This window comes from Sunxiuqinia sp. sy24, from assembly GCF_052677165.1.
On record NZ_JBQYLH010000001.1, the window covers coordinates 420,783 to 446,232 of the forward strand.

Sequence of the window (25,450 nt, forward strand, 5' to 3'; positions counted from 1 at the left end):
ACCATCCTTATAAAACGCAATCCCATGAAGATCAATCTGTATTATACCATTATTTTATCCGCGCTACTGGGTTTGTCCGCGTGCAACAACCAAAGTGCTGATTCGGAAACTGAAATCGCGATTCCGGTTTCGGTAGAAGATCTGAGACCTGACTTTATTGAACAAACCATTAACACAACAGGAACCGTGGTGGCAACCAAAGAGGCTACGCTGACAACAGAGATGGCCGGCCGGTATACGCTGGCGACCAATCCAAAGACCGGCAAGCGGTTTATGTTGGGCGACCGGGTCAATCAGGGACAGGTGATTGTGAAACTGGAGGATGAAGAGTATGTCAACAATATTGGGATGCAGGCCAAAGAGCTGAACCTGAAAATATCGGAACAAAATTATACCAAGCAAAAGTCGCTTTACGACAAGGGTGGTGTGACGCAAAGTGAGTTGAGCAATGCCGAGGTATCGGCCGTTAATGCCCGCGATAGCTATGAACTGGCCAAGATTCAACTTGAGAAAATGAATGTTGTTGCGCCATTTGGCGGGGTGATTACCCAATTGCCGTACGTCACTAAAGGTACGAAAGTGGCCAGCGGCACCGAAGTGGTCAACCTGATGAGCTACGAGAAACTACAGATGGAAGTCAACCTTCCGGAGAAATACATCAACCAGGTGGAGCAGAATCAAGATGTACGCGTGATGAACTATACCTTGCCTGAAGATACGCTGCATGGATTGGTTCAGGAATTGTCGCCGGCTATCAGCACCGAAACCCGCACCTTTACAGGGAAGTTGAGTATCGATAATGACCAGCTGAAGCTGCGTCCGGGCATGTTTGTGCAGGCCGAGATTGTGCTTGACCGCAAAGACAGTGTCATCGTCATTCCGAAAGAGGTGATCATCTCGAACCAGCGTGGGAAGTCGGTTTTTGTTGTGGAGAAAGGAACAGCCGAGCAGAAGCAGGTGACCCTGGGCTATGAAAATCAGGACAAAGTGGAGATTACTTCCGGCTTGAAAGCCAATGATCGCCTGGTGGTGAAAGGATTTGAGACCTTGCGTGCCCGTTCGAAAGTAAAAATCATCAAATAGAAAGGATATCCCGTGAAGAAGTTAAGCGAATTTTCGGTCAATTACCCGGTTACTGTTCTGATGATGGTGCTTGGTGTCGTGCTTCTGGGCTACATCTCGTACGACAAGCTGGGGGTTGACCTGTTCCCGGATCTGAACAACCCGCGCTTATTTATTGAGCTGGAATCGGGTGAAAGACCTCCGGAAGAAATGGAAAATCAGTTTGTCGAAAACCTCGAAGGGCTTGCGATCCGACAGTCGGATGTGGTGGAAGTCTCGTCGGTTTCGAAAGTGGGGAGCGCCCAAATTACGGTTGAGTATGCCTGGAATAAAGACATGGATGATGCTTTTCTGGATTTGCAGAAAGCGGTGACTTCTTTTGCCCAAAACCAGGACATCGACGAAATTAACATCACCCAACACGATCCGAATACTTCGCCGGTGATGATTTTGGGGCTGAGTCATGCAACCAATGAGGATATGAACGACTTGCGCAAGGTAGCCGATAACTACATCCGCAACGAGCTGATCCGGCTGGAAGGTGTGGCTGAGGTTGACGTATCGGGAGCTCAGGAAGTGGAAGTGTTAATCGAAACCAACGATTATATGCTGGATGCTTTTGGCTTGTCGCTGGATGAAATCAGCAGTCGTATTGCCAGTTTCAATCAGAATATTTCGGGAGGAAGCATCGAAGAGATGGGGCTGCGTTATGTGGTCAAAGGGGTGAGCCTGCTGACCGATATTGAAGATTTTGAAAACGTGATTGTGGGCTACAAACAAATTACGGCCGACAATACCGAGGCGGCTTTTGCCCCCATTTACTTGCGCGAGGTGGCTAAAGTCAGCTTTCAGAATAAGGACCCGGAAAACATTGTTCGCCTCAATGGCAAGCGTTGCCTGGGCCTTTCGGTTTACAAGGAAACGAAGTTTAACACGGTGAAAGCTGTTGAGCAAATCAACGAAGGCATTGTGGACATTCAAAAAGCGCTGCCCGGCTACCAACTGCAAATGGTAACCAACCAAGGCAGTTTTATCAGCGATGCTATCAAGGAAGTGGAGGAATCTGCCTTGTTGGGAATTCTGCTGGCCGTGTTTGTGTTGTTTTTGTTCTTGCGTCGGTTTGGGAGCACCTTGATTATCAGTGTGGCCATTCCCATCTCAATCATTGCCACCTTCAATCTGATGTATTTCAACGGCCTTAGCTTGAATATCATGACTTTGGGAGGGCTGGCGCTGGGAGCGGGTATGCTGGTTGACAATGCCATTGTGGTGATGGAAAACATTTTCCGAAACCACGAGTCGGGCCTATCGGTGCGCGAATCGGCTATCGAAGGTACCGCGCAGGTTGGCGGCGCTATTACGGCTTCCACCATTACCACCATCATCGTGTTTTTACCCATCGTTTATCTGCATGGTGCTTCGGGCGAGCTGTTTAAAGACCAGGCCTGGACCGTTGCTTTTTCATTGGTTTCATCGCTGGCAGTCGCTATTTTGTTTATTCCCATGCTGTTCAACCTGTTTTATAAGAACAGGAAGAAGCAGGTGAAGTCACGCTCGGTTCAGGTGAAAGGCTATGGAAACTTCTTGGAAAAGGTGCTGAAGGTAAAGTGGGTGATCATTTTGGCAACAGTTATTTTGGTTACAGGATCAGCCTTGTTGGTTCCTTTTATTGGCACCGAATTTATGCCTAAAACAGAGACCCGCGAGTTTAGCATCGAAATTCGAATGCAGGAAGGCACTCGCCTGGCACGTACCAGCGCGGCCGTGGAAAATATGGAAGCTATTGTTGCCGAGTTGCTCGGCGATAACCTGGAGACCCGATTCAGTCATATAGGGCCAACCAGCGGCATTAGCAGTTCGACCACCGATATTTTTGAAGGGGAAAATACAGCCAGTATTAAAGTGATTCTGGCGCCGGATAGTGAGCTAATATCAACGGCGGCCATTCGAAAGATTAGCCAGGCAGTGGGCGAGATTCCCGGTATGGAAATTAGCTACCATCAGGATGAAACGGCTTTGAAAAGTATTATGGGGACTGACGAAGCTCCCTTGGTTATTGAAGTGCAGGGTGAAGACCTGGCGGTGATTGAAACGCTTGCTGCTGAGGTGAAGCAGCGGGTTGAAGGGCTGCCGGGCATGTACAACTTTGAATCATCGCTGGAAGAAGGTTCTCCCGAAGTGGAGATCATGGTGGATCGCCTGCGCGCCGGCATGTATAACCTGAGTGTGAGTGCGATTGTTTCACAGATTCAGGATCAGCTGGAAGGCAAATTGGCTGGCCAGGTGGAGCGGCAAGGCGAGATGCAGGACATCACCCTGAAACTTCCGGATAAAGGACTGGCACAGCTGGATGAGCTGATGATTTCAAGCAATAACCAGGAGTTTATGGTTAGTGAGCTGGCTGATATTCACATCGGACAATCGCCCAAAGAGGTTTATCGTCGCAACCAGAACCGGATTGGTAAAATTACCGCACAACTTGAGAAAGATGTGGCACTGGATCAGGCAGTGAAAGAAATTCGTTCGGCTATTGCGCCCATGTCGATTCCACCAGACTATCAAATCAATATTAGTGGAGAGGAAGAGCAGCGACAAGAGTCGATGGCAAGTCTGAGCTTTGCCTTAATCCTTTCTATTGTATTGGTGTACATGGTACTGGCTTCACAGTTTGAGTCGTTGTTGCATCCGTTCACGATTTTGCTGACCATTCCGCTGGCGGTTGTAGGCTCTATTTTGGTGTTCTTCCTGTTAGGAGAAACGCTTAACATTATGGCTTACATCGGAATCATCATGCTGGTGGGGATTGCGGTGAACGACTCCATCATCTTTGTCGACCGCATTTTGCAATTACGGCAGGAAGGACTGGCTCGACGCGACGCGATTCTACAAGCCGGACAGCAACGGATTCGCCCCATCATTATGACGAGTTTGACAACTATTTTGGCCTTGTTCCCGCTGACATTGGGAATTGGTGAAAGTGCTTCGTTGCGCTCGCCCATGGCGCTGGCAGTTATCGGCGGGCTGGTGACCTCTACCTTGCTGACCTTGATTGTCATTCCGTGTATGTACGAAGCCATTGAGGGAATTAAAGATCGGATCAGAAATTAGAATTGACGATTTGCTCATTTACGATTGACAAGTAGTAAATGGTAAACAGTTAAATAGGAAATAGACCAATGAAATTTATCATCGATAGAAAGACGCTGATCAGCATGTTGTTTATAGGACTAACCCTTTTGGGCTATGTTTCCTACAAGCAGCTGGGAGTGGAGTTATTGCCCAATGCGGAACTTCCCTTCCTGTTTGTTCAGGCGGTTTCACCACAGGAAGCTGATCCAGAGTACCTCGAAAATGAGGTGGTCATTCCCATTGAAGGAGCCGTGGGAACGCTGGAAGGTATTGAGTCGATTGAGTCGAACATCACTTCTCGCATGGGGACGGTCATCGTCTATTATCAGAAAGATGTTGATTTTAGTTTCGCCTACCTCAAGCTTCAGGAAAAAATTAATGAAATACAGGGCGATTTGCCCGATGGTGTGCGGGTGAGCGTGAACCGGGTCGATTTGTCGCAAATGAGCAGCCAGTTTATGGAGCTGCAGGCGCGTGGCAGTGGTGGTGTCGACCGGATTCGGAACCTGGTGGATCAGGAGATTGCTCCTGATCTGGAAAACCTGGATGGCATTGCCGGGGTGAACGTCTTTGGAGGGAAAGAAAAATCCATTGAGGTGATTCTGGATATGGAGGCCTGTGAAGCGTATCATATTACTCCGGGACAGATTCGTTCCCTGCTGTCGCAAAACTCGCAGTCGCGTACTTATGTGGGGGCACTTCGCGAAAAGGAAAAGCATTATTTTGTGCATGTTACGGCAGAATATACGCAGGTGAGTGACCTGGAACGGCTGGTAGTTGCCGAAGGTCCGATCTTGTTGAAAGACATTGCCGATATTCGGTTTGGGGTGAAAGAAGAAACCAGCTACAGCCGCGTTAATGGGCAGGATGCCGTTACCATCCGACTGATTAATGACTCGCAAGCCAATCAGATCGAGCTGTCGCATAAAACGCAGGAGTTGGTTGAAAAACTGAATGAAAAGCTGGCCCGGAAAGATGTTCAGCTCTTTGTGCAGGATAACTCGGCCGAAACGATGGAAGAGAACATCGATCAGATCATCAACCTGGCGCTGATTGGAGGCCTGATGGCCGTGTTTGTATTGTGGATGTTTCTGAAAAATGTGCGCATTGTGGCTTTCATCGCACTGGCTATCCCCGTGTCGGTGTTTACGGCTTTCAATCTGTTTTATGCCTACGACATTACCCTGAACAGCCTTACGCTCGTGGGGATGGCGCTGGCCATTGGCATGCTGCTCGACAACAGCGTGGTGGTGCTCGAAAATATCTACCGGCTTGCTGGCAAAGGGCAGGATGCTGATTCGGCCGTTACCCAGGGAACAACAGAAGTTTGGCGCTCGATTGTGGCCGCTACCCTGACCACCATTACGGTCTTTCTGCCTTTCGTTTTTTCGTCCAACTTCATGATTGAAATGCTGGGTAAGAATGTGGGAATCTCCATCATTTCAACCTTGCTGGTGTCGCTGTTGGTGGCCTTGCTTTTTGTACCGATGGCCATTCACTTCATTCTGAAAAGAAAAAGCGGAAAAGCCATTTCGTTTGAAAAACTGACCACCAATAACCGGATGGTACAGATTTATATGTTGCTGTTGAAGTCGTGTATGCGCAATCCGGCAGGTACGATTTTGGGAGCACTGGCTATCTTTTTCATTACGGTGTTTGCCAGCTTGGCGGTTAGTGTTAGTTCCTTGCAGGAAGTGGAGGAAGATCAGATCCAATTGTATGTGACCATGCCTTCCGGATCGAGCCTGGAAACGACCGATGAAACGGTCAGCAAGATTGAGGAGAAGCTGCAGGACGTGAAGGAGAAGCTGGATGTGATCAGCACCATTGAGGAAGAAGAGGCGGTGGTGACGGTTAAATTGGTGGACGATTTTGAGGAAATTGACGGTCGTAGTTTTGCTGAAATTAAATCATCGGTGAGCGAATTGACCAAAAATATAGGTTCGGCAGAAATCTCGTTTGAACAAAGCAGCTCCGGCGGTGGCGGTGGTGGCTTTGGTGGCGGCGGTCGAAATATGATGGGCAACTTTCAACGTTTGCTGGGTATTGGCAGCAACGAGGAAAAAGTAGTGCTGAAAGGACAGGATTTTGACATGATGCAGATCGTAGCCGAAGACATTGAGTACTTCCTGGAAGAACTGGACTTTATTAACCGGGTGCGCCTGAATGTGTCGGATAACCGGCCGGAGGTACACATGTTGTTCGACCCCTTGCTGATGACCGAATACAACATCAACATCAGTCAGGTGACCAGCGAGCTGAATTCCTTTTCGGGCGAAATTTCAACCGGAGTACAGTTTAATCAGGGGGTGGACGAGTATGAAATTATCATTCGGCAGGGAGAGGAAGATCCGCTGGAGGACGACACCCGAACGATGGATGATCTGAAGCTGCTGCAAGTGAGCGATGCGGCCGGAGGGCTGCACGACCTGCAGGATTTCTCGCAGTTGGTGTATGCCCGTGGCCTGGCCGGAATTAACCGGGTGAACCAGGAAAAGCAAATTGAAATTACCTATAGCCTGATTGATGAAGCGCAGCAATCCAATGATTTGCTGGCCTCTTACCGTTACGAAATTGATGAGCTGATTGCCTCCTATAATTTTCCCTCGGGCGTTGCCGCCGAGGTGATTCATGAAGAAGACGACCTGGGCGAGTTTAAGTTCCTGATTTTGGCCGCCATCATTCTGATTTTTATGATTCTGGCTTCGGTGTTCGAATCGTTTGCCACGCCTTTTGTGTTGCTGTTTTCCATTCCGCTGGCCGCCATTGGCTCGCTGCTGGCCCTGATATTGACCGGCAACAGCCTGTTCAATGCCAACACCATGATTGGCTTTCTGATTTTGCTGGGCGTAGTGGTTAACAACGGCATCATTCTGATTGACTACAGCAATATTTTGCGTAAGCAGGGCTATCGTCGTCCGCGAGCACTGATGACGGCTGGCTTGTCGCGGGTGCGCCCCATTCTGATTACCACCATCACCACCATTGTGGCTATGGTGCCGCTGGCCATGGGGCAAGCGGAATATGTCAGCGTGATTGGTGCTCCCTTTGCCATTATCGTGATTGGTGGATTAGCCTTGAGCACGGTGCTGACCCTCATCTTTATTCCTACCTTTTATTCGGGACTGGAAAGTGCTCTGGAATGGTTTTATCAATTGGACTGGAAGCTGAAAGTTTTTCAGCTTGCGGCTATGGCTGGTACGCTGACCTTGATTTACCTGGAGGTCGATGAGCTGACCTGGCAATTGCTGAATACCGTATTGGCCATTGTGCTTATTCCGGGAATGACCTGGTTTGTGCTGAGTAGCCTGAAAAAAGCGGGAACCCGCCTGATTGCACCCGATGAGCGGGTTCATATCGTCATTCAAAACCTGGTGAAGATTTATGATCGTCCGGGGCGTTTTAGCCGGGAGTGGACTGGTGGACTCAATATCCGTCGGCGGGCCGGAATGGAAAAAGAGTATCGTTCCATTCGCGAGTTCGACCAGCTGATTTGGCAACTACCCCTGCTGGCTTTCCTTATTTATTTTACGTTTTTCTACCTTGCCTCAACCTTCTGGATCAGCTTCATGCTGGTTATGGTTTATCTCTACCTTAACCAAATTTGGAAACCGGTAGCCATTTATCTTCAACACCGGCAGGACGACACTCAGCGAAATATTTTCAACCAAATTCAGAAATACAGCAAGCTGTTCTTATTCTGGCTGCTGCCCTTGGTCGAGCTGTTTATTCTGTGGAAGAAAACCAACTTTATTGGCTTGGTGGTGGCCTTTGCCGCTTTGTGGTATTTGGCGCTACTGATTTCGGTTACAGCCCGACGCCTGTATGAAGAGAAAGTCAACATTGACCGGATTACCGGGCGTTTTGGCAACCTGAGAAGAACCACCTTGCGGCTGGTGAAACAAATTCCGGTTATTGGAAAAAGAAAGGTGCCTTTTAAAGCGCTCGACGGCGTGTCGCTTGAAATAGGTACCGGCATGTTTGGCTTGCTGGGACCCAACGGAGCCGGAAAATCAACCATGATGCGGATTATCTGCGGAATATTTGAGCAGAGCTATGGCAAGGTGTGGATTAATGGTATCGACACTCAGGAGAAGCGCGAAGAGCTGCAGGGCCTGATTGGTTACCTGCCGCAGGAATTTGGGATGTATGAGAATATGCCGGCGCAGGAATTCCTCGATTATCAGGCTTTGCTGAAAGGACTGACCGATGCCAAGGCACGTCGCGAGCGTATTGAATATGTGCTGAAGTCGGTGCATATGTGGGAAAAACGCGGCGACAAAATTGGTTCCTTTTCCGGAGGTATGAAGCAACGAATTGGGATTGCTCAAATCTTGCTTCACCTGCCAAAAATATTGGTGGTCGATGAGCCCACTGCCGGGCTGGATCCGCGCGAACGGATTCGCTTCCGGAACTTGTTGGTGGAGCTGAGTCGCGAGCGAATTGTGATCTTTTCAACCCACATTATTGAAGATATTTCAAGCTCGTGTAACCAGGTGGCGGTCATTAACCGTGGGGGGGTCAAATATCACGGAACCCCAATTAAAATGGTGAATCTGGCCGATAAGCTGGTGTGGCAGTATGATATGGAGGTGGCCGATTTCGACAAAATGCCAAACAAACAGATGGTGACACACCACATGCGGGTAGACGATAAAATCCGGGTGCGTATGCTGAGTCATGATAAACCAGCGGAAGATGCCATTGAGGCTAAGCCGGTTTTGGAAGATGCTTACTTGTGTTTGATTAAGGATTTGAAGTAAGAAGGCAGAGGCAGAGGCAGAGGCAGAGGCAGAGGCAGAGAAAAAATGCAAAATTATTGACGATTAGACGATTTATAAAGGACGATTAACTGAAAACTCTTAATTGAAAATGAATAGATTCAAATTAAAAAATAAGATAAACCTGATCCGTAAAATGATTCAATACAATTTCCGGATCATCTTTGGAGGCCGGTTTATCTGGTTCTTGCTGGCTGCTTTTGCCTTTTTTGCTTTTGTTGCTATTACAGCCGTTTGGAACGGCGAGGTGCCCGATGAAGAGTTTGTTTACGGGACGCTTTTATTTCCGGCCATCTTGCTGATTTTCTATCCCATGACCTTTGGGATTCAGAACGATCTGGATGCCGGCATCCTCGAAATTTTATTCGGAATACCGGATTATCGTTACAAAGTGTGGCTGGTGCGGCTCGCGCTGGTTTTTGTCTTGGTTTTCCTGTTGTTGGTGGCCTTTGCCGGGGTGAGTTCCATTTTCCTTACGCCCGTTAATTTAGTTGAAATGGCCCGGCAGCTCATGTTTCCGGTTTTGTTCCTGGGCAGTTTGGCGTTTATGTTTTCCACCATCATTAAAAATGGCAACGGAACCGCGGTGGTGATGGTCATTCTGGGGGTGGTGCTGCTCATCTTTAGCGATGCCCTGCAGCGTACCTACTGGAATGTGTTCCTCAATCCACTCAGTGTGCCCCGAAATATGAATGAAGTGGTGTGGGAAGGCATCGTGCTGAAAAACCGTATTTTTCTGATCGTCGGTACCCTGGTGTTTATCCTCTACGGCCTGTTTAACCTGCAAAAACGCGAGAAGTTTATTTAAAGAAGTCGGTGAGTCGCGAGTCCGGAGTGATGCCCCCAAGCTATTTTAATGGAAAGCTAACAACAAAGGCTTTTCAAAGCAATTGGTTGGTGTAGCGTCGTTACAAACGACAAGCAGCTTCCCACTCGATTATGGGCTGGGCTTATTTTTTTTATCATTAAACAACAAGTGATTCTGGATATTCTTCGAATGTTTTACCTGCAAGGAGACGACCGTTAACTTTTTTACTTCTTTTTACTCCATCAACTCCCCAAGTGCCCCATTGCTTAAAGAAGAAAGCTGCATCTTGATCTTGACATTGCTTTTTAATATTTAAAACCCATTCTTCTTTCATTGGTCGTGCTTTTACACCACTTTCTCCACCTACAATAACCCAATCAATTCCTTCTAAATCCATATACTCAAGATCTTCAAGAAGTGGTTCAACCGAAAGAAATTTAATTGAAGCATTAAGATTTCTAAGTTTATTAATTCTTGGTAATCCATCGGCTTTGTTCTCCACGCTAACACCAAGCCAAATGTTTGATGGAATGTCTTTATCTAGAAAATAGTCATACATTCTATTTTCTCTTTTAGTCAAGATTTGATATATATGCTGAGGTGTTTGTTTTATTACATCTATAATCTTGTTCAAATATTCTTCTGGCATTTGTTCATGAAACAAGTCGCTCATAGAATTAACAAAATATTTTGTGGGTTTCTTCTTTTTTAAAGGTTGATCCAATCTTTCGGGTAAAACAGAAAAGTCAAATCCATTTTCATAGCCAGGAGTCCCCATTGCTTTGAGCCTATTTGCCATTACTTCAGCATAACAGTTCTTACATCCTGAGGATACTTTAGTACACCCAGTTGTTGGGTTCCAAGTTTCTTCTGTCCACTCTATTTTAGTTTTCTTCATCAGTATTCCATTTTATCACAGTTTCGTCTTTGGGCTGATCTGATATTGCCCATTTTCTACTGTCTAGTATTCTGTTATTATTTAGTGTAAATATACTGACCTTTTTTAAATTGATTAATTCCTTTACTATCTGTTTTACATCTTTGGGAAGAAAGCATTCTCTAATTGCAAAATCCAGAAGTGCTATGTTTGAAACTTTTTTCTTATTCTTGATAAACTCAATTAGTTTTTTTCTGAAGAGAGAATGAAACAAAGTTGACTCGTTTGTTGCAAAAAGTGAATTTTGAAGACTTTCATTCACTTTCAAACAATTACCATCAGATGTAGTTTTAAAGGCAATTTTATTCATAAACAACATGCCTTTTTGATGACCAGTAATTAAAAAAAGAGAATTTTTACTACCGCCCCCATCAATGAGAATATATCTGACATAAGGAACTGTATTTTTATTAGATGGTAAATTAATCTCTTGAATTAGTTTCAATTTTATCGATGTCATAAAGGAATGAATATTTTCATAATCATCTATTCCATCTTTTGTAAATTCTTCAATGAATTTTCTTGTCTTATGATCTTTATTGAAATTAACAGAGGAAAATCTATATGAATGAAATACAGGCATGAACAATAATATCTCTGTAAATGATAATGACATTAGTTGTTTTAGGTCATGCATTTTAACATTTGAATAGGTAAATGGGTCGAGAAAAAAGAACTTAGGTATTTTGTTCCTTTCTGGCTTTTTAACAAGAGAAGGTAAAAGATCTTCATATCTCTCATTTTTAATTGTGATATTAATTAGTGATTTATCGTATTCTGTTTTTTCTAATTCTGAAATTAGGTTTTTAATGTTATTCTCGTCTTGATCGTTGAATAGAATATAAATCTTAAGGTTATTTTTATTGCGAAAAATTGGTGATGATAGTATGTATTTAATTCTATCAAGTAAGATTAAAGGACTCCCATTTTTATCTCCGTTTTTTCCTTGACCACAAAATAAATCAGCAATAAGGCATTTTCCAAATGACAATAATAGCTTTGGCAAATAACCTGTAATATATTCTTCATATATCTTAGTTTTTGAAGCGGTTAAAGCTGATTGATTCTTAAAGAAGTTATTCTTAGCCATTCTAATTTGGTTAGTTTTTATTAAAGTTATTCAGTATCGCACGCGGTTTTTTTGCCTTGCCCATAATACTTGTATATCCACAGTCTTGTGGATATATTCGCTTTAGCTGGATGTATCTTTGTTGGTTAATAGGCTGATTGTGTGCGGTGGGTGTCCGTTGGTTAATACTGTCATTGGTTTTTTCCTTTTTCGATTTTGCCGATTAAGTTATAAAAATTTACAAAATATATGTACGAATAAGCGCCTTTTTATTTTCGTTCTAAATAGTTGATAATCTTCATGGAGAATTTTCTATTTAACACCTCAGGGGGGTACCTCCGAGGTGCTCGTTTGCATGTTTAACCCCCTCGCGTTCATGTTTAACCCGCACGCTTGCAGCAAAAAGATTCAAGCGAGTATGTTTTTGGAGCAAGCCTGAATAAAAAAGGTGCAAGCGAGCACCAAATTGCTTCACGCTTGAATCAAATTGGTGGAAATTTCCGCCAAAAACAGACAAGCTTGCGGCTATGAACTGAACGTTTGAATCAAAATGACGGACGTTTTCTTGTTTGGGCTGAACGGTTTCATCTTTAAGGTTCTCCATTCAATGTTTTTACTTCTTGATTGGAGCTTAGGGGTGGTAGTGATCGGCTCAGGCCCTTCTCTCCCCGCCTGACAAAGGAGGAGAAAAGAGCGCATCGGTGAACGGTAGCCCATAACCTGACAGCGTCGGAAGGTCCTGTCAGCGTTTAATCGACACTGACAACTTCTGACCAGTAACAGATCCTGAAACAAGTTCAGGAAGACGCTTAAAGCGGATAACCGAAGTCACGAACGCATGAAGTTACGGAACTGAAAACCGATAACTGACCTCTTAACCGCAAAGTCGCCAAGAGAACGCGAAGAAAGAAGGCACGAGGTCACGAACTCACGAACTCAAGAACTCAAGAAGGCACGAAGACACGAACTATCCGAACATCCGGCAATCAATTATTTTCGATTGATTTTTCAATTTCTTCTTCAACAACACTGTTGGGTAATCTGAACCAGAATTCCGTTTCGCTACCTTCCGATGAGTTTACGCCAAGCGTTCCGCCATGAGCTTTTATTGCCAGCTGGCAGAAGGTCAGTCCCAGTCCGGTGGAGGCCGTTACTCCGAGTTGTCGTAAGTCGTGTTGTCCAAATTCTTCAAAAATCAGGTGTTGTTTTTCTTCCGGAATATGAGGCCCTTGATTCCGAATTCCAATTCGGATATCTGTTTCGCCTAGTTGCTCTATGCGAAGCGTAATGGTTCCTTTTTGCGGCGAAAACTTAACGGCATTGCTCAGCAGATTGGCAATTACCCGTTTGATTAAATGATTGTCGGCAAAGAAAACAGGCCGGGTGATGTCTTCAATTTTCAGGCTTAGTTCTTTTTCGTTGAGTAGAAAGAGCAGTCCGGTTTTTTCATTTTCAACCAATTGGTATAAATCATTCTTCCTTGGATTTACTTTCATTTCGGTACTGTCGGCTTTATAAACGTTGAGCATGTTATCAACCAGGTTGAGCATTTCGTAACCGGAGTGAATGACAAGTTCGCTGCGAAGCTCTTCGTCATCAATATACCCACTATTGATAATGCCATTTAACGGACTTTTTAAGTCGTGGACAATCATTCCGGTGATTTTTTCTTTAAACAACACCAGCTCATTCAGGCGTTTATTGGTTTTGCATTGCTTGTCCATTTGCTTCTGAATTTCTTTCCGCTGTTCTTCAATCAACTGATTTTTTAGCTTTAGGATACGATTGTTTTTCTTGTGCTGGTTATAGTTGTAGTAAATCAGAATTAGAATTAACAAGGTGAGGGAAAAGGCTACAATTGCCGAGTTGCGCCACAGGCGTTCTTTACTGAGCAAGATTTCTTTTTGAGCTAACTGGGTTTTTTGTAGCTCAATCTGCTGTTCTTTTCGGCTTGTCTCGTACTTTGCTTCTGCCTCAGCAACTGCTTCCGCTTTACTTTTATTGAAAATGGTGTCATTCAACTCAATAATTTCAGTGGCAAATTCCAATGCCTTTTTGTAATCTCCTTTTTGGGCATAGGCTTCACGAAGTGCTTTTGCAACTGCCTTTTGTTGGAATGGAGCATTGAAGTTAGGAGAAAGTTGCCGGCTTTTATGTCCATAGGCAATGGCACGGTTGAGGTGTGATTCTCGAAGGGCAGAACTTGTACTCGTCTTGGCAAGATTAACATGAACAGAAGCCAGATTCCCATAAACGTTGATCAAGCCGGGAATATCATTCAGCTTTTGCTTTAGTGTTAAAGTCTTTTTATAGTAGCTTTCAGCTTGTTCGTACTTGCCCATATCCTCATAAAGAAGAGCTATACTTCCATAGTTAATGGCTATGCCAACTTTATCATTTCTTTTTTGGTTTACTTCTAAGGCTTCTTGTGCGTACTTCAAAGCCAGGTCGAAATTTTCAAGCTGCAAATAAGATTTACCAATATTTGACAAACAAATTGCCATTCCTTTCTCATCGCCTTGTGCTTTGAATAACTGCAACGTACGCTTATAGCCTTCAATGGCTTCTTCATGATTATTCTGATCGTAATGAATGGTTGCAATGTTGAGGAAGGCGACTGCTGTTTCTTTGGGTTTATTAAGAAGTTCGTAATAGTGAAGTGATTCGTAGAAATATTGGAGAGCTTCTGCCAGTTTCCCCTGTTTTTTGTAGGTGAGCCCTAATTTTGAGTAGGAGTTGGCTAGCTCCGAAGTATCTTGTAAGGCTTCACTGATGGGAATTGCTTCGAGGTACAGCTGAGTGGATTGATCCAGGTTGCCTTTTAGGTAATTAATGACTCCCATGTTCCGGAGTGATTCTGCTAAAAATTGTTGATAGCGCTTCTGGTACTTGTTATCTTTTTGGCTGAGTTCTTGCCTGGCAATTTGCTCAACCTGATGAAAGTGGTGATAGGTGCTATCCAGCTTATATTGCATGAAGAATGAAAATCCAAGTACCCGGTAAGATCGGCTTAGTAGCAAGTTGTGCTTACTCTTTTTTGACTTTTTGGGTTGGATATTACGCCCTGTTTGAAGGGCCTTTTGGCTATAGAAAATGGCCGAGTCGGGGAGGGGCAGCTTATCGTAATACTCGGCCAATTCCGTGAATAAACGAAAACGGCTTGTATCATGTTTTGATCGTTGTATTTGTTGCCACAGTTGATTTTGGTTATCAGCTGATGCATGGATTCCAGCCAAAAAGAACGTAAGGAATAAGAATAGTTTGCTCATTGTCGAGTTTGAAGAATGAGCAAACTAAAATAGCAAGAAAACTGAGAATACACCCGGAAAAGTAATTTTAGATGGAATCTTTTTTCTGGATTTGGCAGTTACCAGCTTCGGGGGTATCTCGAAGCTGCTCGCGTGCATGTTTGAACCTCAGGCTTGATCTTTTTGTTCTTTTGGGTCAAGCCAAAAGGACAAGTTTGTTTCATCGGAAAAGAAATGAAAGGCGTCACCAATGACAAACCACCTCGACACCGATTAATCGGTGCCACTCCTCTTTGAAAAAAAGGAGGAGAAAAGAGTGTATCTGTAAACGGTAGCCCACAACCTGTCAGCGTTTAATGGCAAAGCACCAGAAGCAGAGAGCATGAAAGCATCTCGGGCAGAGCGCAAAACGATAAACTGATGCTTTCGATCTTTCCGGATGGTCTTTCATAATATCTGTTCTGGTTGTTTGGTGCAATGAGATTCGTCATAGGATGGCCATTTTTGAAGACTTAGTTTTGGAGGTTTGACCAAAAACCAACCAACTAAAAATTGATAAAGCATGACGCTATCAAGAAGAAAATTTTTAACAGCCGGCGTGGCCGGACTGGGAGGACTTGTTCTGGGAGGACAGGCCTATCAGTATCTTTCGGCCAGTGAGGCCAAAGCCAAAGTGGTGATTGTAGGAGGAGGAGCTGCCGGGATAACCATGGCGGCTTATTTGTCTGACATGCTTCGGCACGACGATATCACCATCATCGAACCAAAGGAAATTCATCATTATCAGCCCGGATACACCTTGGTTGCCGGAGGAGTTTTTACGCCGGAGGAAATTTTGATGCCTAACCAAGAGCTGATGCCTTCGGGGGTGAGGTGGATGAAAGATTTTGTTGAGGAATTGGTTCCCGACAAGAATTACCTGTTGACCCGGGCGAATGGGAAAGTGAGCTACGACTTTTTGGTGCTGGCTCCCGGTTGCCAGATGAATTTCGGCCGAATTGAAGGCATCTCAAAAGAAACGCTGGGCGAAGGAAATGCTCACTGCATTTACGATTACCAGGGAGCCATCAAGTGTCACGAGGCGATTACGAAACTGCGTGAGAAACCAGAAGGACAACTGGTGTTTACCGATACCTATTCGAAGCTGAAATGTGGTGGAGCCCCCAAGAAAATTACCTTGATGACCGAGGATTACCTGCGGGAAGAAGGCATCCGTGAAGGTTTTGAAATGACGTATTATTCTAACTCCAATAACCTGATGCGCCCGGCTGTGTATGGCGATCGCTTACAGGCTATTTACGACGAGCGCGAAGTAGGCGTTCAATACCAGCACCGGCTGGTGAAGGTGGATACGCAGGCTAAAAAGGCTTTCTTCCAACTGTTGGACGAGCCCACGCTGGCTCACTTGCCACGCGTGCCCGACTCGGAGCTGGTTGGCGTGGATTACGATATGTTGCACTTTACCCCACCCATGGAAGCGCCTGACTTTGTTCGCCACTCGCCGCTTGCGATCACCGAAGGTAAGCTGCGTCATGGGGGCTGGGTGAAGGTGGACGAAGGAACCTTGGTGCAGCCCGACTACCCGAACATTGTGGTGCTGGGCGATGTTGCTGGCCTGGGGACCAGTAAAACCGGAGCCGCTATTCGCATTCAGGCACCCATTGCTGCTGCCAACCTGGTTTCGCTGATGGAAGGAAAAGAACCAGAATTAAAATACAACGGCTATACGGCCTGTCCGATTGTGACCGAGCATGGCAAAGTGCTGATGTGCGAGTTTGGTTACGACAAGGAATTGATGCCAACTGTGCCTTTTCTCGATCCTGGAGTGGAGCGCGGTATGTGGTGGATCCTAAAGGTTCATGGCCTGAAACCCATGTATTACCATGGGATGCTAAAAGGCCTGATGTAGCTAGGTTTTCTTTTTTACAGTCTTCGTCTTTTCGATCCTCTTAACAGGACAAGGACATAGGCGAGTCGCTGATGTCGTTTGAGCTTGGTCAATGCCATTTTCCACCAGGGAATTGAAGGGGCTTGGCCTGCTTCGGCGGGCTGCCTTTTATGCTGAATGACGGTGAAAACCGAGCCCAGTATTAAGAATATGGCTACCAGGCTTTTCGTGTCCAGCGTTTCCTGAAAAACAAGCACACCTACCAAAACCCCGGTGAGCGGCTCCAAGGTCGATAAAAGCGAGGCATTTCCCGGGCCGATTCGCTTCAAACCATTAAAGAAAAGAACAACAGCTGCAAAGCTGGACCAGACACTGAGGTTAAGCGTGTAAAACAATGCTTTTGGGGTGAAATGTAGGTTGATGTTGTTGGTTGCCAAGCCTTGAGCGAGAAAAAGCAGGGCCGTGAAACCAAATATCCAGAAGGTGGCGGTAAAGGAATTCAGGTTTTTCAATACGGGATGTGCCATGCTGATAATGTAAAAGGCATACAGCACTCCGGACGCTAGGGCCCACAGGATGCCAAGCATGTTCAGGTCTTCTCCTGTGTCAACGGCCAAAATAGCAATGCCGGCAAAAGATAAGAGCAAGGCCAGCAGTTTTTGGATTGTGAATCGTTCTTTAAACAGGATGGAAGCTAAAGCTAACGTAATGATGGGATATACAAAGTGCAGCGTGCTGGCTAAGCCCGATGAAATGTACTGATACGACTTGAAGAGCGTATAGGTGGTCATCATGGTGCCTACCAGGGCTGCCATCAGTAGATGGAGAAACTGCTTCCGGCTTATCCGAAGCTTAATTCGTTTGTACAGACAAAACAGGCCGATTAAGATAAAAGCAAAGGTGTAGCGGGACAACAACAGGTTGTTGACATCAAATCCTTCGGCGTACGTTTTTAAGGCAAAGAAAGGCATCAGTCCGAAAAAGATGGCCGATAGCAAAATCATTATCGTTCCTTTGGTTGTAGATGAAATCATGGCGACGCTGTTATGCTTGTATTTGTTTAATTGTTAGTCGATCAGTCTAATTGTTTGATCGAAAAAAGCTTGCAAATATCCACATTTTGTACCGATAAGCAACATGAAATAATTAAGCTTTGTATGGTTGGGTCTTGATGCGTTAATGTATTGGTAATTGGTCTGATAGATGAAGGCGTTTGTTGATCGTGCCCGGCATATTCAAGGCTAATGCCTGACTGCTTATCCCGTATTCTTTTCGAAGAACGGCCGGTGAATGATGGGGTGGCATTCCAGTCTGAAAGTCCGAAAATCAGCTTCACTCAAGTCGTTGGGGTGCGACATAAGCATCAGCTTAACAAAAGGGCCTCCTTCCTGATAGGGTGGCTGTGCGTAGTCATACGGGTTTAAGCAAAAGCCTAATCGCTCATAAAATCTTATGCGCCGCTGCTTGAGGGAGTCTTCGGGTTTTTCCACTTCCAGCAGAATTTGCTGATCACTTTCGGACAGGAAGGTCTCAAGACAGTTTTTGCCAAAGCCGGAATTCCGTTGGGAGGACAGGATGGCAAAATGTTCGATATACCGAATGGTTTTAAATTCCCACCACAAGAGGATGCCAACAAACGTTTCGTCAACCAGTATAAGATCGAAGTGATACATTTCATGCTTTATGATCTCCAATTGCTGCTGCCAATTTCGCTTTTCCTCTACAGGAAAGGAATGTTCATATAAATTCCAGGCTTCCGCTAATCGCGGATCGGTAACGTTCTTAATACGTAATCTTTTCATGGCAAACGAAACTTGGTTTAAAACGGAATACATTTCATCACGTCGTCGCTCTTTTCAGGGCTGGTTCAGTTTGAACAAAGAGCACTGCCGAAAAGAAGGACAAAGATCGGCTTTCCTGTTTTCGATAGCAAGTGCAAAAGGGCTGCAGTTTAATTCTGAAAGTCTCTCCATTTACAAGGAATCCATGGCGCTTTTCGTTGATTGATTTATCAATAAAGTCTTATCAGACGGATTTTCCTCCTTGTCTTGAAACAAAGAGGAAACAGAAAATTTCAGAAAGCACTACGTTCAGCAGCTCCAAATAAGCTTGGATACTGCCTTCACTCAAACGTGCTTTTCAAGGCTGATTTTTATCTTCACCCTACATCTTTCTAAAAGCTAAGTTCAACGAGTGATTTCCTCCTTCGTCGGAACTTCTCGTTTGCACTATGCGTTCAGTTTGATTCTGGCCTTGATAAAAATAGGCCAATCCTTTGAGTCATCTGTGTTTTTTAGGTAAAGGAAAGCCCTCTTAATAGCGCTGAATCAGAAATATTCCGCCAAGTAAAAGCAGGATGCCAGCAATACGACCTGCAGAAATAGGATGCACGGCCAGGCCGAAATAGCCAAAATGATCAATGATGGATGCGGCCACAAGCTGTCCGGCGATGGAGGCTGCTAAAACGGTACTAACACCAATTTTGGGAATAAAAAAGATGACCGACGATACAAAAATGGCGCCCAGCATGCCACCGGCAAATAAATACCAGGGGGCTATTTTTACCTGTCCCCAGTCCGGAATTTGAGTTTTTAAAATTAAATTAAGCCCTACCAGACAGATAAAGCCTACCAGAAAGTTAACCAAAGCTCCTTGCAAAGGATGTTTTAAGAACGTTGTTAGCTGGGTGTTAATACTTCCCTGAATGGCCAGCAAACACCCAATGAGTAGAACAATAAGCGTGTAAACTATTTTCATCGATTTTTATTTTAGCACGCAAAACTAGGGAATGTTTTTATGATGATGAAAATTTAGCCCGTCATAAAAATCAAAGATAACATGGCTTAGATTGCACTGAAGTTATGAATTACGGCCAGGGATAAGCTGGCAATAAAGACCCAAAGCAAGATGCCGAGCACAAAACTGCGCGAGCCTGCCTTTTTCACTTCGCCCAGCGAGATGTTGGAGCCAATCAGAAACAGAGCCATGACCATGCCGCGTTTGCCCAGCCAGTTGAGGTGACTGAAGGTCGCTTGCCATTGAGGGAGCGCATGCGCCAGCACGACGGCCACAACAAAGAGCCCGATAAACCAGGGGATACTGATTTTACCGCGTTTTTCATCTTTGTTGAATAAAGCGATGACAATGGAAAGCGGGATAATCCAAAGGGCACGGGTAAGTTTGACGGCAGTAGCTATTTGCAGCGCCTGAGGACCGTAGGCCGCTCCGGCGCCCACCACCGAGCTGGTGTCGTGAATAGCAATAGCCGACCAAAAGCCAAAGGTTTCCTGACTTAGGTTGAAGTAGTGCCCCAGCAGGGGAAAAAGCAATAAGGCCAGCGCATTGAGCAGGAAGATAACTACCAGCGAAAATGAAATTTGATGGTTCTTGGCATGAATAACCGGGGCGATGGCGGCAATGGCACTGCCTCCGCAAATAGCCGTTCCAGATGCAATGAGCCAACTGATTTTGGAGTCGACACGCAACAGCTTCCCTAGCAGCAAGCCAAAACCAATGGTCAGGATGACCGAGCCGGCGGTGAGCAGTAAGCCCGATTTGCTGGCTTCAATAGCTTGGGTCAGGTTCATGCCGAAGCCCATCAGCACAATGGCCGCTTGTAAAACCCGTCCGGTTTGTTTGTGAATGCTTGCGTGACGCCAGCCCGTGAAGGCAAGCAAAATGCCGGCAACGAGAGCCATTGCAGGCGACACAAAAGGTAGAAGGCAGGCCGTAATGGCGAGGACGTAAATCAACTGGATATTCTTTGACGATTGTTTCATTGCTTCTGTATTTTAATTGAATCAGATTGCAAATGTCGATCTTTAAGATAATGGAATCAAATATCAAATATTTATAGATGATAACAATAGGTTATAGTAATAGGTGGAGGGTATGGGCAATTTTTAGCTCACTGCAATCTTAAGTGCGGCCTTCCGAACTTGTTTCGGAAGCTGCTTAAGAGGCGGAGCTATAGGTCTGGTTTTCTTATGTGTTTTTAGATGCTGAACGATTCCTGCGGTGAAGAGGGGGACTTGCGAATGTGCTTTCCCGCTTTAAAAGGGATATTGAAGCACAAAGTTTCGAAATAATTGTTGAAGGCTGTTCTCGGGGCCTTGCCGGGTGCTCAGACGGAATTTACGGTGAATGCTGAAATCCTTGACAGTCAACTTGACGATGGTTTTTAGCTGAAGTTCTTTGGCAATAGATTTTTCCGAGACCAAGGCGATGCCATCGAAATTGACCAAGAAGTTTTTGATGGCTTCGGTGCTTCCGAGATGAATCAGGATGTTGAGCGTGTCCAATTCAATCTTATGCTTTTTAAGGGCGTGCTGAATAACCTCAAGCGTGCCAGAACCCCGCTCACGAAGCACAAGGGGGAGGTGTTGCAAGTCGGGCAGGGTGAGGGTCTTGCGTTTGCCGTAAACGCTGTCTGCTCCGCTGATCACCACAATCTCGTCGTCCAGGAAGTCGTGGTAGCGGATGTTGGCCTGCGAAGAATCGTTTTCAACCAAGGCCAGATCGATGTCGTTTCGCAGTAGCTTGTGTTCCATGTCTACGGAATTGCCATTGAACAGATCAAGCTTGATTTCGGGAAACCGTTGATGAAAAGCGGCCAGCACGCCGGGAATCAGGTATTGTGCGATAGTGGAGCTGGCACCAATGCGCAGCGACCCCTGATAGGCATCATTCAGGCGACCCAGTTCAAATTGCAGCTCGTGGTATTGCTGCTGGATTTGTTTCAGATGACGATAGGCCAGCTTGCCTGCCTTGGTGAGGTATACCTTGTTGCCTTTTCGCTCGAACAGGGCGCTGTTAAGCTTGCCTTCCAACTCTTTAATATGTTTGGTTACGGCGGGCTGGCTGATAAACAGTGCTTCGGCCGCTTTTGAAAAACTAAGGTTCTCGGCAACAGCTAAAAATACTTCATCGCGGTAATCCATGGGCTTGCTTCTTGTTGTTTGATGTCGAAAGTTATGGAAATTTCAGGAATGACCGGCTTTATAGACTAAAAACGCTGCTCCGATATGTCGGAGCAGCGTTTTTGTATCATGAAAGTTGATTTCTCTTAGATAAACAGGTTGAGGTTCGATTTCTCGGCTTCCTCCAGATAAGTGGCAACACCACCAATTTCCACCCGGTCCAGCAGCTCTTCGGCATTTACGCCCATCACGTCCATCGACATTTGGCAGGCAATCATCCGAATGCCATTGTCGAGTGCCGTGTTGAGCATGTCCTCAATTGAGTCTACCTTCTTAGACAGCATGCGCTTTTTCATCATCAGCGAGCCCATGCCCATCATATTCATTTTTGAAAGTTTCAGCTTGCCTGCGTTTCCTGGCATCATTTTTCCAAACATCTTGCCCATAAAATCTTTTTCGACCTGGGGTTTGTTGGTTTTTTTGATGATATTGAGGCCCCAGAAGGTAAAGAACAGGGTGACTTCTTTGCCCATCGATGCGGCACCGTTGGCAATCACCAGCGAAGCCAGTGCGCGATCCATATCATCGCTAAATACAACCATCGTTTTGTTTTGTGCAAGTTGAGCTGGGGCCGAATTCGTTGACTGGTTGGATGGAAGCTTTCCTTCTCCTTTTTCGATTACAGCTGTGATGATTCCTTCTTTGGACTCCAATTCAATCAGCTTGTTGCCGGTCATGTTACACCACGATTGCACGTCTTTCATGAATCCCGGATCGCTGGCTTTTTGTTGGAGTCGTTCGCCGCGCTTCAGCTTATCTATTTCTGTTTTCAACTTTAATACCGGGCCCGGGCATTGCAATCCGCAGGCATCTACTTCGATGGTCTTAATCAGGTTCATAAGAGAGGGTGATTCTATTGGTTTACCGCGGTAGATGTGATCATCTTTGGCAATGTAACTCGATTCAAAAATATCTTCGTTGCTCTGTTTGCACATGGTGTGTTCGTAAGTTTTGTAACCACCGCTGAGGTTGTACACTTCGCTAAATCCATTTTGCATTAAAATGCGACAGGCAAAGTAACCCCGAATTCCAACGCCACAGTACACAATGATTTTTTTGTCGCGGGGAATTTTATTCAGCCGATTCCGGAGTTGATCCACCTCTACATTTAACGAACCTTCAATGTGTCCTAGCGCGTGTTCCGCAGGGGTGCGCACATCGAGCAGGCAAATTTGAGGCGCATGCAGCTTGCTGACGTCAACCCAGTTGATGTTTTTCATACGTCCGGTGATGATGTTCTCAGCCACATAGCCAGCTTGGTTCACCGGATCTTTAGCCGATGAGTAGGGGGGCGCATACGCATGCTCAATGTCCTGCAAGTCGTATATGCTTCCGTTGTTCAGCAAAACGGTTGCAATCAGATCGATGCGCTTATCGATCCCTTTGTAGCCAATCATTTGGGCACCATACAGTTTCCCTGTTTTGGGGTGAAAGAGAATTTTGAGGGTGTAGGGCAAGGCTCCTGGATAGTAGCCGGCGTGTGACGATCCGTGAATAATGTTTGAAGTGTACTCCAAGCCTTCACGTTTCAGCGCTTTGGCCGACAGGCCTGTAGAGGCTACTGTGAGGTCGAACACTTTGGCAATGGCTGTGGCAATGGCGCCTTTGTATTTCCGCGTATTGCCCAACACGAGGTTGTCAGCAACAATGCGGCCTTGCTTGTTGGCTGGTCCGGCCAGGTAGGTGTTCACCTCGTTTCCGGTGATGGGGTGTGGGAAGGCAATGGCGTCGCCCAAAGCGTAAATGTTGGGGTCGTTGGTTTGAAGGTACTCGTTGACTTTGATGCCTCCGTTTTCGGCCAGTTCGAGTCCGGTTTCCCGAATCAGTTTTGTCTCAGGGCGCACGCCGATGGAAAGAATCACCATTTCAGTTTCAATCTCTCGTCCCGATTGTAGTTGAACAGTCAACGAATCTCCTTTGCGGGTAAAAGCATTGACTCCGTCTTTTAAATAAAACTCAACCTGCTTGGTTTTTAAGTGCTGGTGAACTTCGGCAGCCATCTCATAATCGAGCGGAGCCATCACCTGGGAGGCCATTTCAACAATGGTGACGTTCATACCCAACTGGTGCAGGTTTTCGGCCATTTCGAGGCCAATAAATCCGGCACCAATCACTACGGCACGTTTGGGCTTTTGTGTATCGCAAAACGACTTGATCCGATCGGTGTCGTGTACATTGCGAAGCGTAAAAATGGCTTCATCGTTGATACCCGTGATGGGGGGCTTAACCGGTTCGGCTCCGGGCGATACCACCAGTTTATCGTAACTTTCCGTGTAGCTTTCTTTGGTTTGATGATTTAAAACCTCCACCGTTTGTGCTTCCCGGTTAATCGTGGTCACCTCCTGTAAAACACGAACATCGACATTGAGGCGGGCACGAAAACTTTCGGGTGTTTGAACCAGCAGCTTTTCACGTTCGGTGATGGTCCCACCGATATAGTAAGGCAACCCGCAATTGGCGTAGGAGATATTCTGTCCGCGTTCGAACATGATAATTTCGGCCTTTTCATCCAATCTTCGTAAGCGGGCGGCGGCCGTTGCTCCTCCTGCAACGCCCCCGATAATAACATATTTAGTCATTTCCTATGTTGAAATATTAATGGTTAAAAATCAATTTAAATAGATATGCAAATGTGTGGATATTAAAAATGATAAAGCCTGATTTTTGCCGGAATGATCTGTAGATAATGTATTCTTAACATGGTTCTTCGCTATTTAGAATGGTTCTGAAAAGTGAACTCCGGTGGCTTAAAGCGTGACACAGTTTCCCTTATTTTTTGTTCTTTTGTGTCAATAAAATTCAATATTAAAGCATGAAGCGTCTACTTGGATATTTGCTAAGCCCGGTTTTCCTGTTGGTTTTTGGACTGTTACTTGTGGTATTTCACCCCGTTCAGATGGTTTGTCGGTTGATTGGAGGTTATCCGTTGCGGAAGAAGTCAGTCGATGTCCTTAATTTTTTCTTGGTCTACAGTTTGCTAATTATGGGCTGCCGCATCCGGTTTAGGGGGTTTCATCTGCTGCCACAGGGGCGTCCTTTTATTATTGTGTCCAATCATCAAAATACACACGATATTCCTCCTATTGTTTGGGGTTTCCGAAAACATCATCCGAAATTTGTCTCGAAAAAGGAATTGGGCAAAGGTATTCCCAGCATTTCCTATAATTTGCGGCACGGTGGTTCGGCATTAATCGATCGTAAGAATGGACGTCAGGCTATTGTTGAGATTACCAAGCTGGGTAAGCACATCGAGAAGGAAAAGTATTGTGCCAGCATCTTTCCGGAGGGAACCCGTAGTAAAACGGGCTTGGTGAAAGCGTTTCAGCCGGCGGGAATTGCGTCGCTTTTGCGTGCAGCGCCATCGGCCTTGATCGTTCCTTTTGTAATTGACGGCAACAGCAAACTAATGGAAAAAGGGAAATTCCCTTTAACCTTTGGAACCAAGCTGACCTACACTGTTTTGCCTCCAATTGATCCTGCGGGTCGCGATGTTAAAGAGTTGACACTGGAAGTTGAAAATCAGATCAAAGCTCATTTGAACCAGTAACT

General features: G+C 45.5%; 16 protein-coding genes. 6 read left to right on the plus strand and 10 right to left on the minus strand.

Translation table 11 applies throughout. From position 1 onward, the window contains the following. Positions 1 to 24: 24 nt before the first annotated feature. The 4 genes from ACUNWA_RS01645 to ACUNWA_RS01660 all read left to right on the plus strand — a co-directional run bounded on the left by ACUNWA_RS01645 (position 25) and on the right by ACUNWA_RS01660 (position 9,780). Positions 25 to 1,083, plus strand: coding sequence for an efflux RND transporter periplasmic adaptor subunit (locus tag ACUNWA_RS01645; protein ID WP_445590134.1), 1,059 nt, complete (start codon positions 25 to 27; stop codon positions 1,081 to 1,083). A gap of 12 nt (positions 1,084 to 1,095) precedes the next feature. Then, entirely contained in the window at positions 1,096 to 4,170 is a 3,075-nt protein-coding gene (locus ACUNWA_RS01650) for an efflux RND transporter permease subunit (RefSeq protein ID WP_445590135.1), read from the plus strand. 68 nt (positions 4,171 to 4,238) lie between these two features. Further along, the gene (locus tag ACUNWA_RS01655) at positions 4,239 to 8,954 is read left to right on the plus strand and encodes an efflux RND transporter permease subunit (RefSeq protein WP_445590136.1); all 4,716 of its coding nucleotides are present in this window, start codon (positions 4,239 to 4,241) and stop codon (positions 8,952 to 8,954) included. Between the two features lie 109 nt (positions 8,955 to 9,063). After that, positions 9,064 to 9,780 (plus strand): hypothetical protein, encoded by a 717-nt coding sequence (locus ACUNWA_RS01660; protein WP_445590137.1) that lies wholly within the window; start codon positions 9,064 to 9,066, stop codon positions 9,778 to 9,780. Between the two features lie 157 nt (positions 9,781 to 9,937). Here ACUNWA_RS01660 and ACUNWA_RS01665 read toward each other — a convergent pair whose 3' ends face one another. From ACUNWA_RS01665 to ACUNWA_RS01680, 4 genes are all read right to left on the minus strand, one after another. Further along, positions 9,938 to 10,678: a phage Gp37/Gp68 family protein gene (locus tag ACUNWA_RS01665; protein ID WP_445590138.1), complete on the minus strand. Its 741-nt coding sequence runs from the start codon at positions 10,676 to 10,678 to the stop codon at positions 9,938 to 9,940. Next, positions 10,665 to 11,807 (minus strand): three-Cys-motif partner protein TcmP, encoded by a 1,143-nt coding sequence (tcmP, locus tag ACUNWA_RS01670; RefSeq protein ID WP_445590139.1) that lies wholly within the window; start codon positions 11,805 to 11,807, stop codon positions 10,665 to 10,667. Before tcmP ends, ACUNWA_RS01665 begins: the two co-directional genes overlap by 14 nt. Positions 11,808 to 12,102: 295 nt before the next feature. Further along, on the minus strand, positions 12,103 to 12,390 hold the full coding sequence (locus ACUNWA_RS01675; protein WP_445590140.1) for a hypothetical protein: 288 nt from the start codon (positions 12,388 to 12,390) through the stop codon (positions 12,103 to 12,105). A gap of 382 nt (positions 12,391 to 12,772) precedes the next feature. Continuing rightward, positions 12,773 to 15,055, minus strand: coding sequence for a tetratricopeptide repeat-containing sensor histidine kinase (locus ACUNWA_RS01680; RefSeq protein WP_445590141.1), 2,283 nt, complete (start codon positions 15,053 to 15,055; stop codon positions 12,773 to 12,775). A 541-nt stretch (positions 15,056 to 15,596) separates the two neighbouring features. On the opposite strand from ACUNWA_RS01680, the gene ACUNWA_RS01685 reads away from it, so the two are divergent. Then, positions 15,597 to 16,943 (plus strand): NAD(P)/FAD-dependent oxidoreductase, encoded by a 1,347-nt coding sequence (locus ACUNWA_RS01685; protein ID WP_445590142.1) that lies wholly within the window; start codon positions 15,597 to 15,599, stop codon positions 16,941 to 16,943. 14 nt (positions 16,944 to 16,957) lie between these two features. Here the strand turns inward: ACUNWA_RS01685 and ACUNWA_RS01690 are convergent, their stop codons facing one another. The 6 genes from ACUNWA_RS01690 to ACUNWA_RS01715 form a co-directional block, all read right to left on the minus strand. Further along, positions 16,958 to 17,956: a DMT family transporter gene (locus tag ACUNWA_RS01690; RefSeq protein WP_445590143.1), complete on the minus strand. Its 999-nt coding sequence runs from the start codon at positions 17,954 to 17,956 to the stop codon at positions 16,958 to 16,960. Between the two features lie 222 nt (positions 17,957 to 18,178). Beyond that, a complete protein-coding gene (locus ACUNWA_RS01695; protein ID WP_445590144.1) occupies positions 18,179 to 18,724 on the minus strand; it encodes a GNAT family N-acetyltransferase in 546 nt (181 codons plus the stop codon). Positions 18,725 to 19,235: 511 nt separating this feature from the next. Continuing rightward, a complete protein-coding gene (locus ACUNWA_RS01700; protein ID WP_445590145.1) occupies positions 19,236 to 19,679 on the minus strand; it encodes a DMT family transporter in 444 nt (147 codons plus the stop codon). A gap of 86 nt (positions 19,680 to 19,765) precedes the next feature. Continuing rightward, positions 19,766 to 20,701, minus strand: coding sequence for a YeiH family protein (locus tag ACUNWA_RS01705; RefSeq protein ID WP_445590146.1), 936 nt, complete (start codon positions 20,699 to 20,701; stop codon positions 19,766 to 19,768). 273 nt (positions 20,702 to 20,974) lie between these two features. Beyond that, positions 20,975 to 21,862 (minus strand): LysR substrate-binding domain-containing protein, encoded by an 888-nt coding sequence (locus tag ACUNWA_RS01710; RefSeq protein WP_445590147.1) that lies wholly within the window; start codon positions 21,860 to 21,862, stop codon positions 20,975 to 20,977. Positions 21,863 to 21,987: 125 nt separating this feature from the next. Next, positions 21,988 to 24,480 carry a CoA-disulfide reductase gene (locus ACUNWA_RS01715; RefSeq protein ID WP_445590148.1) on the minus strand — a complete coding sequence of 831 codons (2,493 nt, stop codon included), beginning with the start codon at positions 24,478 to 24,480 and terminating at the stop codon, positions 21,988 to 21,990. Positions 24,481 to 24,713: 233 nt separating this feature from the next. On the opposite strand from ACUNWA_RS01715, the gene ACUNWA_RS01720 reads away from it, so the two are divergent. After that, entirely contained in the window at positions 24,714 to 25,448 is a 735-nt protein-coding gene (locus ACUNWA_RS01720) for a lysophospholipid acyltransferase family protein (protein ID WP_445590149.1), read from the plus strand. Positions 25,449 to 25,450: the final 2 nt, after the last annotated feature.